Source organism: Paenibacillus cisolokensis, assembly GCF_050481165.1.
In the GTDB taxonomy this organism is placed as follows: Bacteria; Bacillota; Bacilli; order Paenibacillales; family Paenibacillaceae; genus Paenibacillus_AH; species Paenibacillus_AH cisolokensis.
The window spans coordinates 16,814-27,998 of record NZ_JBCNFP010000100.1; the positions used below are offsets into that span (position 1 = coordinate 16,814).

The following is an 11,185-nucleotide window of genomic DNA, read 5'->3' on the forward strand; positions in this document are numbered from 1 at the left end:
AATCAATGAATGAACGGTATGCAATTCCTTTTCCGTATCCTGATGAGCTCTTATACGGCGTGATCACTCGATATCACCTGAGAGCTAATAACACAAATCCAAAGTGGACGTATAAAGAAGTTTATGGCACGGAGAATGTCATCCCGACAATTGACCTGCCGAGTCATATCGAGGCATTTTCTCGTAGATGTATGTCGCTTGAAATGACAGCCGATGATTGGATCAAATACCACACTTTTTATCCGTTCTATGCTCCCTTCCTGCCAAAGGATCGTGCTAATCGATTACGGCAGCTGATGAAAGGACCGAATGGATCCGGGATACATACACTTGTTGGGATTACCGCAAGTACTGTTGATAGGAACAGTGATTTACGGTTATGCCATCAATGTTATGAAGAGGAGATCAATAAATTTGGAGAGCCGTATTGGCATCGTATTCATCAGCTTCCGGGAGTATGGGTTTGTCCGGTTCATCGGGATGTTCTGCACCGGATTACATATCCGGTTTCAGACCGATATGGGCTAACTATTCTCCCAATCTCAAGAAAGATGTTCAGCTCTGTTCCAATTGCTGCAAACTTATCGGGTAAAATAGTCGGCAAACTTTCAGGCATCGCTAGAGACATTCAAGCATTAATGCAAACCAATGAGATGCCGGCTCTTTATGAATCCAAGAACATTTTTCTTCCACGCTTACTGAAGCAAGGGTATGTAACGGCAAGGGGGCGTATTCGCCAGCAAAAACTTGAGGAACAGTTCGTTATTTTCTATGGCCGCGAACTATTGGGCATGCTGGACAGCCTTCCTCACGGTAATGATTATTCATGGTTGAATGTTGCTACGAGGTCTGCTCGGCGGGCGATCCACCCGCTGCGGCAGATACTTCTTATACGTTTTTTGTACGGTTCCTTCAATGGATATTTAGCACAATCGGAATTGGATTATGCCCCATTTGGTAGAGGGCCCTGGCCTTGCCTGAACAAAGCAGCGGAGCATTATCGAAAACCTGTAATTACGGACCTCCGGATCACGCGTTGCACTGATACCGGACGTCCTGTAGGGACATTTACTTGTGAATGTGGTTTCGCCTATTCAAGACGAGGACCAGATCAATCTGAAAACGATAAGTATCACAGAGGTCAAATAAAATCGTTTGGTCCAATTTGGATGGATAAGCTTCAGGAGTGTTTGCGCAAAGGCATTTCCTATCGTTCCATGGCAGCGTTGTTGGGGGTTGATACCAATACTGTCATTAAGTACGCCAAAGGTACCGTCACTGTTCGTAAACCCGAACCTGCAATAACAAGGTTGCCGAGAAAATCTTCTTCACCTGTCCGATCCAAGGGCTCTAAAAATACGCGGATCGATTGGGAAAAACGTGATTTAGAGCTAAGTTGGATCGTCGAGGAAGCGTGTAGAGCGATATTGGCCGATCGCGAAAATAAACCTGTCAGAATCACTGCTGCAGCTATAGGCAAACGAGTTGGAAAACTGAGCTTGCTTGAAAAGAAAAAACCAAAACTACCTGTAACGATGGCGGTAATATCCGCCTATCTTGAGACCGAATCTCAGTTCCAAATAAGGAGAGTTCGATGGGCTGCTGAACAAATGGCCGGTGAATGGCCCATAAAGCGATGGAAACTTGTAAAAAAAGCCGGACTGAGACCAGGATACGCTCAGGAGGTATCAGACGAAATCGATCGTTGCATTGAACAAAGATCTTTAATGTATCGTATTGCATTTACTGAGGTGACTCCATCATGGCTGCATTGACATTGCGTTCTTGGCCGTTTCCGGAGAATCAGGAAGTTGAGTTATTTTGGTTCGGATCGCCTTTCATGGACTACAAAGGGAATTGGCGAATTCGAGTGGCATTTCGAAAAGCAACCGGGGATTTAAAAGTTGTGTCCTACCCATGGGGTACAGTGCCCTATTTGCGCCTGGGACAAATTTACACCAATGGAGTTTATGATCAAATAAAGCCATTGTCGGGAACCGTCTATAAAATAACGTTAAGCAGCCTTGACCAGAGTTTGATGAGTAATGGCTTTAAATTGCCTAAGCGCTTGATTGACTTCCGCAAAAATCCGGAGCTTGGGCTTCAAAAGATTATTCAGTTCCAGTCTGACGGACTGACTTACTGTATTCCAGTATTCGAATTCATTCGAGCCATGTTTATTAACTCCAGGTATTTGGCGTATTACTTGATGCAACCGCACGGTCTGGAAATGTTGGTCGATTACAACGAAATGAGAGGAAAAACTCTGCATTTTGATTTGAGTTTTCGTGTACCGGCCAAATTGGCAACCGATAGTAACGCACGTCACCTATCCTGGATTTACATAGATCCCGATATACGTTCCATGTGGAATTCTGTTTATCACTTGATGTTCAGTCAAGCGATCAAGGACTCTCCTCAAAATCCGAACGCACGAATGAAGAAAGGAATTCCGCTTAGCGTTGAACTTCCGGCCGTTGGACCTCTTGAGTTTCACGTTCGAGGAGAACAATTCATAGACTACGTCTTGGTGAAAGAGATCCTCGGTATTGGCGGATTTAAACATCCGGTGGAGGAAATCGTATTTTGGCATCCATCGAAGAAGCGCCGCGAGTCGATTTCGGGAGATAAACAAGTTCGAATAACGCCAAGATCTGAGAATGATGACTACATATTGAATGATCAAAGCGAAAATGCCAGGGAAAACGCGAGGCAAGATGTATTGGAGACCCCTCCTACGTTTATGCGATTCTCCAATTATCCGAGAGTTACTACTCGTCGAGAGAATGTAAGGAATTCTCATACGGGCAATGACGTGATCGTCACCTCCGGCAGAGGCGGGAAGAACTCAGGAGGAATGGAGGAAGTAAGCACACAGGATACGATGGTCGGCGGCGATACGCCTCCTATCGATTTTCAGACGCTTGAAACCATACCGATCACAGAAGCAATAGGCCTGGAATCTTTTTTTGAGATGATTCAAATCTTGAAACATATTTTTCCCGGACAAATCCGGATGTCTGTGCTCAGGATTCCTTCCGGAAAAAGATTTTCTGTATGTCCAAACGGATCTCGCCGGGCTTGCGCGATCGTTCAGGCGGATCATGGTATCGTGACTAAGTTTGTTATCGAAGTGGCCAGGCCGGATGATTGGTCCATATCGACATTGATCCTTCACCCAATCCAGCAGACTTCAATAAAAACGATTGAGCGTGATATTAAGTTGCTTCTTGAAGGGCTTGTTCAAAAAGGCGGCCATTGGGACCAGAACGTTTTAAACCAATGCAATGGTTTAAATATCGAAAAGGTTAAGCATTATCAAAGTGATTCAATAAGGGATTGGGCGTATCGAATTATCGGAAAATTATCTGGCTAACGAGCTGGACGCTCCAGTTCGTTTTTTAGTATTGAAATACTTAATTCATTCATGGTATTATTTAGGTGTCTTCTTGTAGTGAAAGAGGGTGATGAATTGATTGAAACGTTCTGGAATATCTGTTTACTTCACGATATCACAACCCGTGATCAGCTGCTTCGCGAAGCAATTCGAGTGAAGCGGACGCAACAGATGTTGGAACAACAACAGTTGGCGGATGCGGCGCTTACGACTGAACCCGAGAAGTTGTTTCAATGGATGAAGGAACGTGCCTTAGAGAGGGAATTAGGCCATTTTCCCGGCGATCGGGATTTATTTTATAAACTGTACCATACCGGCAAGGATATGGATCTGTTGGAATACGCTCTGTTAACGATCCAACAAGATCGGGTAACAGGCGGCATTGTCGTCCATCCTGGAATCGTCGAGCGATTCATCGACCGGTGCGAGCGGCGCAATGGCAAGAACCTTCTTATTGCAGAGGCGGAAAAGTACATCAAAGGACTCGTCGAAACGAAATGTTACCATCGCCCATGGACGATCACGTTGTTAACGGAAAACTACATCATCGGCAGATTGTTCAAGACGTATTTCGAGTCCTGTTCGAATATCCACGTTGTACAAGGTTCCATTTATCAGCCTTTGCCTTTGGATCGTAAATTCGATGCGATCCTCGCGATGCCGAATTTCGGTATGAAAATGAGCGATGACGATGTCGCGGTGAGGGAATCCGAAGGCGCGGCAGCCAGCTACCTCCTTCCGTTATTGCAGAATGGCGGCAGATTGAGCGTGACCTTTCCCGCGCGGATGCTGTTTCAATCCGGCGCGCTAGCAAGCTGGCGGAAGCAAATAAATGAACAGGTGCCGGTACAATCGATCTATTCGCTTCCGGACGGATTGTTTCGCCCTTACACTTCCGTCAAGACCTACCAGGTTGATTTCGGCAAAGCGCCTGCGGAGGAAGTGATCCTCGGGCGACTGCGAATGGAGAAGTCGAAGCTCGTGGTGGAACGGGAAATATCCATCCACCCTGCCCCGTTCCGGCAGCTGGATCATTGGCGGATCGAACTACTGCTGGATGAAGATCAGGATACGCTGCGTTCGTTCCAGCAAGCTGCGACCCCGAAAGTGAAGCTGCGCGATGTGGCGGATATTTTTCGCGGCAAATCCGTTCTTAAGCAGGATTTAAGGCCCGGAAACATTAAGGTGCTGAATATCTCCAATCTTGACGACGGGGAAGTGATTCTGGATCAGCTTGAGACGATTGACGAGGAAGAGCGGAAAGTGAAGCGTTACGAGATTCTCCCCGGCGATTTGGTCATGACGTGCCGGGGGACCGTGAACAAGCTGGCTGTTTTTCCGGAGGCTCAAGGGATGGTCATCGCATCCGCGAATATCTTGGTCATCCGTTTCAAGTCGACGATCAAGAGCCATTTCGCCAAAATGTTTCTGGAAAGCCCGGTCGGCAAGGCCCTCATTCAAAGTTTCCAGCGGGGAACAACCGTGATGAACTTGAATCCGGCGGATGTGGCCGAAATGGAATTGCCTCTTTTGCCCGAAGAGAAACAACTGGAATTAATACAGCGATATCTTCAGGAGAAGGAACGATATAAAGAAGTTGTACGGGAAGCGGCAAACCGCTGGGAACAAGTGAAGAATCAGTTATATGAGCAACTATATTGAGGAGGACAACAGGACAATGGCAACGGCGAATATCGGATTTGAAGAAAAACTTTGGAGCATGGCCGACAAACTGCGTGGCAGCATGGATGCGGCGGAGTATAAGCATGTGGTACTCGGTCTTCTGTTCCTGAAATATGTTTCTGATGCATTTGAAGAGAAATACGAAGCGTTGAAAAACGAGCCATATGCCGATCCTGAAGATCGGGACGAATATGTTGCAGCGAACATTTTCTGGGTACCTAAAGAGGCGCGTTGGAGTCATATCAAGGATAATGCGAAAAAACCGGAAATCGGTCAAATCATCGACAACGCCATGATCGCGATCGAGAAAGAAAACCCGTCGCTGAAAGGTGTGCTGCCGAAAGATTACGCCAGGCCGGCGCTAGATAAAACCCGACTCGGCGAAGTCATCGACCTGTTCTCGTTCAAAGTCGGCGATGAAGAAAGCCGTTCCAAAGACGTTCTGGGCAGGGTATATGAGTACTTTCTTAGCAAGTTCGCCAGTGCGGAAGGCAAGAACGGCGGCGAATTCTATACGCCGACAAGCGTTGTCCGGCTGCTCGTCGAGATGATTCAGCCGTTCAAGGGCCGCGTATATGACCCTTGCTGCGGGTCCGGCGGCATGTTTGTGCAAAGCGAAAAGTTTGTAGAAGAACATCAAGGTCGCATCGGCGATATCGCGGTCTATGGGCAAGAGTCGAACCCTACGACATGGCGGCTGTGTAAAATGAACCTGGCCATCCGCGGCATCGACGGCAATCTCGGTGAGCATCATGCGGATACATTCCATAACGATTTGCATAAAAACCTGAAGGCTGATTACATTCTGGCGAATCCGCCCTTCAATATTAGCGATTGGGGCGGTGAACGGCTGACGGAAGATGCTCGCTGGACGTATGGGGTGCCCCCTACGGGCAACGCCAACTATGCCTGGATTCAGCATATCGTGAACAAGCTTGCGCCTAGCGGTGTGGCCGGATTTGTACTGGCGAACGGCTCCATGTCAACGAGCACGACGGCAGAGTTTGAGATTCGCAGCAAACTCGTCAACGCCGATCTGGTCGATTGCATCGTCACCTTGCCGGGACAACTGTTCTATTCTACGCAAATTCCCGTATGTCTCTGGTTTATCGCCAAGAACAAAGCGCCGAAAGGGCTTCGAGATCGCCGCGGGGAGATTCTGTTTATCGATGCCCGCAAAATGGGTCATATGGTGGATCGCACGCATCGTGAATTGAGCACGGAGGATATCCGGAAGATCGCCGATACCTACCATGCATGGCGCGGTCAGGCAGAAGCCGGAATCTATGAAGATGTGAAAGGCTTCTGCAAAGCGGCGAAGCTTACGGAGGTGCAGGAGCATGAGTACATTTTGACACCGGGCCGCTATGTCGGTATTGAAGATGTAGAAGAAGATAGTGAACCGTTCGAGGATAAAATGGCGCGCCTGACATCGGAGCTGGCGGAGCAGTTCGCCAAATCCCGGCAACTGGAGGATGAAATTCGCAAGCGGCTTGGGGGGATCGGGTTTGAGTTTTGATCAGGAATGGACTGAAAAGAAACTAGCTGATTTTTCATCAATGAAATATGGAAAAATGCCGGACAAATCCAAAGTAAGTGAATCTGGTTATCCTATTTTTACAGGATATAAAGTATCCGGCTATTATCCTGATTTTATGTACGAAGAACCCCAACTGATTGTTGTGGCTCGTGGAGTTGGTGGAACTGGTGATGTTAAGCTATCTCCACCTTATTCATATATAACCAACCTATCTATTATTGTTGAACTAGACGAAAAAATTGTGGACAAGTATTTCCTATACTACTCACTATCTAATAAAAATTTACGCGTCTTAGATAGTGGTTCGGCTCAGTCGCAAATAACGATTAATGATTTAAAAAACTATAAAGTGAATATACCAACTCTTGAAGAACAAAAAGAAATAGCACTACTTCTTAAATCTCTTGACGACAAAATCGAACTCAACAACGCCATCAACAAAAACCTTGAAGAAATGGCCCAAGCCCTTTTTAAACGGTGGTTCGTGGACTTCGAGTTTCCGAATGAACACGGAGAACCGTATAAGTCCAGCGGCGGCGAGTTTGAGGAATGTGAATTGGGGTTGATTCCGAAGGGGTGGAAGGTAGGGAGAGCAACAGATATATTCGATGTACAGAGTGGAGGTACACCGAAGACGAGTACATCGGAATATTGGAATGGGGAAATTCCTTTTTTTACTCCAAAAGATTGTTCGAACTTCTTTTATGTAATCAACACAGAGAAAACCATTACTGAAGATGGATTGAACAATTGCAACAGTAAGTTGTACAAAACGGATACTGTATTTATAACCGCAAGGGGAACTGTAGGAAAAGTCGCACTTGCAGGTAGGGACATGGCGATGAACCAGTCCTGCTATGCCCTTGTGGCGAAAAATGGCTATACCCAGAAGTACGTCTTTCATCAGACACAACAACTAATTAATGTTTTGCGAAAAAACGCCAGTGGCGCAGTGTTTGATGCAATAACAGTTTCAACTTTTCAAAACTTGAAAACTATTCTGCCTGATACTGAACTGATAAGGAAGTTCGATGGGCTAGTCAATGAACTTTACTCATTGATGCTTGAAAAAATAAATGAAATTCAAAATTTGCAGCACATCCGTGACACCCTTCTCCCCAAACTCATGTCCGGCGAGATCCGTGTCCCCGTCGAGAAAGGTAACAGCGTTCCCGATCTGCCAATGGTTGCGGAGAGCAGTGCAATTTATCAACCCTAAACCAAAGGAGGTGTAACCAACTATGGCTTACTATACCACATCTTATACCGAAAGCGACCTGGAGCAGGCCGCGCTGGAGTGGTTCGAGGAACTGAACTACGAGAAAGCTTACGGTCCGGATATTTCGCCGGAAGGGGAGTATCCCGAACGGGAATTTTACCATGAGGTCATCCTGAAAGACAGGTTGCGAGAGGCGCTCATTCGCATCAATAAACATTTGCCTCGTGAAGCCATCGAGGAAGCGATCCGGATCATTGAAGTGCCGCGCAGTCCTAGCCTCCTGATTAATAACAAGGCGTTCCAGAAGATGATCACTGACGGAATTGATGTGCAGTACCAAGCGGCTAACGGCGAATATCCGACGGAGAAAGTATGGTTGTTCGACACAGACCCTGACCGAATCGGTAACAACGATTTTCTTGCTGTCAACCAGTTTACCGTCGTCGAGAATCGGGGGGAGAAACGGCCGGATATCGTCGTGTTCGTGAATGGGTTGCCGATCGCCGTACTCGAGTTGAAAAGCGCCTCCAACGAAGAAGTCGGGATCAGCGATGCCTACAATCAGGTGCAGACGTACAAAAGCGCCATACCATCCCTGTTTACCTACAACTCGTTCCTGGTGATCAGTGACGGCGTGAATGCCAGGGTCGGTACGTTGACAGCCAATGAAGATCGCTTTATGATGTGGCGTACGATCGACGGCGATGACGTGGCCCCCTCCTCCCTGCCTCAGCTCGAAGTGCTGATTAAAGGAATGTTTGAAAAAAGCCGGCTGCTCGACATCATTAAGCATTTCGTACTGTTTCAGACCGACGGGGAGCATCTGTTCAAAATATTGGCCGGTTACCACCAATACCACGCCACCAACAAAGCGATTGCGAGTACGCAGCGAGCGACGATGGATGAAGGGGATCGCAAGATCGGCGTCATCTGGCATACGCAAGGCTCCGGCAAAAGCCTGTCAATGGTGTTCTACGCGGGCAAACTCGTGCTGACGCTGAACAACCCGACGATCGTTGTTGTGACGGACCGAAATGATCTGGATGACCAGTTGTTCAGCACGTTCAGCAAATCGAAGGACTTGCTTCGGCAGACGCCCCAGCAAGCGGAGAACCGGGCACATCTGCGCCAGCTCTTGTCGGTGGAGTCGGGCGGGATCATTTTCACAACAGTGCACAAGTTTACCCCCGAAGAAACTGAGGACAAGTATCCTGTGCTGACGGAACGCCGCAACGTCATCGTGATCGCAGACGAGGCGCACCGCAGCCAGTACGGCTTTCAGGCGGAAATGGTCACCGGGGACGACGAAGCGACAATCAAGTACGGCTATGCCAAGTATATGCGCGATGCGCTGCCGAACGCTTCTTTTATCGGTTTTACCGGAACACCGGTAGAGCTGACGGACAAAAATACGCCTGCCGTCTTCGGGGACTACATCGATATTTACGATATGACCCGTGCCGTGGAAGACGGAACGACGGTCAGGATCTATTACGAGAGCCGCATTGCCCGACTGGAGTTGTCGGAGGCGGAGCGTCCGGTCATCGACAGTGAGTATGAGGAAATTACGGAGTATCAGGAATACACGCAGCGGGAGCGTTTGAAGTCGCGTTGGGCCCGGCTTGAAGCGTTGGCCGGTGCGGAGAAACGGGTCAAGAAAGTCGCGCAGGATATCGTCGAACATTTTGAGCAGAGGCAGAAAGCCGGTTTCGGCAAAGCGATGATCGTCGTGATGTCGCGGCGGATTGCCATTGATATGTACAAAGCGATTGTAGCGCTCCGGCCGGATTGGCACAGCGATGACGACAACGAAGGCAAGATCAAAATCGTCATGACCGGAAGTTCCAGCGACCCGGAAGAGTGGCAACCGTTTATCGGCAACAAACGGCGCCGGGAACATTTGGCGAAACGGATGAAGGATGTGAACGATCCGCTTCAGATCGTGATTGTCCGCGATATGTGGCTGACCGGATTTGATGTGCCAAGCATGAATACGATGTATATCGACAAGCCGATGAAAGGCCATAACCTGATGCAGGCGATCGCCCGCGTGAATCGGGTATTTCGCGACAAGCCGGGCGGTCTGATCGTCGACTACATCGGAATAGCGGACTTGCTGAAATCAGCGCTTCAACAATATACGGAAAACGACCGCAAAACCGCAGGCATCGACACGGACCAAGCCGTTGATTTTATGCTGGAGAGGTTGCAGCTCATTCGGGAACTGCTGCATGGGTATGACTACAGCAAATTCGCTTCGGAGAAAGCATCCGAACGTATGAAAGCGATCGTCGAGACGGTCGACTATGTACTCGGATTGGGCGAAGAAGGCAAGCGGAACTTCTTGAATTGGACGACTGAATTGGCAAGAGCCTTCTCCCTCTGTGCAACGACTCCCGCCGCGGAGGAGGCCAATGTCGAGATCAGTTTCTTCAAAGCGGTTAAATCTGGTATTATCAAGCTGATAACGGAGGAAAACAAGAAGAAAACGACGAACGAGCTCGACGCCGAATTGAATCAGCTGATCTCAAAATCGGTCGTATCCGATGAAGTCGTCGATATATTGGAAGCTGTGGGCTTGCAGAAACCGAACATTGCGATATTATCGGATGAATTCCTGGAGAATGTGCGTGGATTGAAGCAGAAGAACCTGGCGGTGGAACTGCTTCGCAGGCTGCTCCAAGGGAAAGTGAAGGCAGTTTCTCGGACCAGCATTGTGCAATCGAAGAAATTTTCCGAGATGCTGGAGGAAGCCATTCGGAAATACAACAACCGCACCATCGAAACGACTCAGGTCATCGAAGAGCTCATCCAGATGGCCAAAGAGATGAACGCGGCCGTCAAGCGAGGCGAAGATCTCGGTCTAATCAAGGAAGAACTGGCCTTCTATGACGCGCTTGCTTCGAACGAATCGGCCAAAGAATTGATGGGCGATCTCATGTTGAAGCAGATAGCACATGAACTGACCCAGGCGATAAAGAGCAACATCAAGGTCGACTGGACGCTTCGTGAGAATGTACGGGCTCAGATGCGAATTACCGTCAAGCGGTTGTTGAAAAAATACGGTTACCCGCCGGATCTGGAGAAAATGGCAATTGATCTGGTGCTTCAGCAAGCCGAATTAATGGCGCAGACAGAGACGGGAGAATTTAAATATTAACTGTCATCAAAGGCGTAGCAACATGAATCAATGGGGCTATGCCTTATTATATCATGAATATTTTGGTTGTTGAGTGAATTATTATTTGATATATTTGAAACGGGAATATATGTTCCCGTTCCGGGGCGATGGTTACATTAAAGGAGCTGAATTTTGTGACAGTTGAACTATCCCGAAAATTAAAGT

6 protein-coding genes are annotated in these 11,185 nt (G+C 48.0%); all 6 read left to right on the forward strand.

Annotation, left to right across the window (positions count from 1 at the left end):
- Positions 1–5: 5 nt before the first annotated feature.
- The 6 genes from ABEV74_RS16535 (at position 6) to ABEV74_RS16560 (ending at position 10,999) form a co-directional block, all read left to right on the forward strand.
- Complete coding sequence (locus ABEV74_RS16535) at positions 6–1,775, forward strand: TnsD family Tn7-like transposition protein (protein ID WP_430147657.1); 1,770 nt, start codon at positions 6–8, stop codon at positions 1,773–1,775.
- Complete coding sequence (locus tag ABEV74_RS16540) at positions 1,763–3,376, forward strand: Tn7-like element transposition protein TnsE (protein WP_430147660.1); 1,614 nt, start codon at positions 1,763–1,765, stop codon at positions 3,374–3,376. Before ABEV74_RS16535 ends, ABEV74_RS16540 begins: the two co-directional genes overlap by 13 nt.
- Positions 3,377–3,568: 192 nt before the next feature.
- Complete coding sequence (locus tag ABEV74_RS16545; RefSeq protein ID WP_430147663.1) at positions 3,569–5,059, forward strand: restriction endonuclease subunit S; 1,491 nt, start codon at positions 3,569–3,571, stop codon at positions 5,057–5,059.
- 16 nt (positions 5,060–5,075) lie between these two features.
- A complete protein-coding gene (locus tag ABEV74_RS16550) occupies positions 5,076–6,599 on the forward strand; it encodes a class I SAM-dependent DNA methyltransferase (RefSeq protein WP_430147666.1) in 1,524 nt (507 codons plus the stop codon).
- Positions 6,589–7,839 carry a restriction endonuclease subunit S gene (locus tag ABEV74_RS16555; RefSeq protein WP_430147669.1) on the forward strand — a complete coding sequence of 417 codons (1,251 nt, stop codon included), beginning with the start codon at positions 6,589–6,591 and terminating at the stop codon, positions 7,837–7,839. The genes ABEV74_RS16550 and ABEV74_RS16555 overlap by 11 nt, the downstream gene beginning before the upstream one ends.
- A 22-nt stretch (positions 7,840–7,861) precedes the next feature.
- Entirely contained in the window at positions 7,862–10,999 is a 3,138-nt protein-coding gene (locus ABEV74_RS16560) for a type I restriction endonuclease subunit R (RefSeq protein ID WP_430147671.1), read from the forward strand.
- Positions 11,000–11,185 lie beyond the last annotated feature (186 nt).

Coding starts and splice junctions, on each gene's coding strand:
- ABEV74_RS16535 (WP_430147657.1), top strand. CDS start 6: ATGAATGAACGGTATGCAATTCCTTTTCCGTATCCTGATGAGCTCTTA.
- ABEV74_RS16540 (WP_430147660.1), top strand. CDS start 1,763: ATGGCTGCATTGACATTGCGTTCTTGGCCGTTTCCGGAGAATCAGGAA.
- ABEV74_RS16545 (WP_430147663.1), top strand. CDS start 3,569: ATGTTGGAACAACAACAGTTGGCGGATGCGGCGCTTACGACTGAACCC.
- ABEV74_RS16550 (WP_430147666.1), top strand. CDS start 5,076: ATGGCAACGGCGAATATCGGATTTGAAGAAAAACTTTGGAGCATGGCC.
- ABEV74_RS16560 (WP_430147671.1), top strand. CDS start 7,862: ATGGCTTACTATACCACATCTTATACCGAAAGCGACCTGGAGCAGGCC.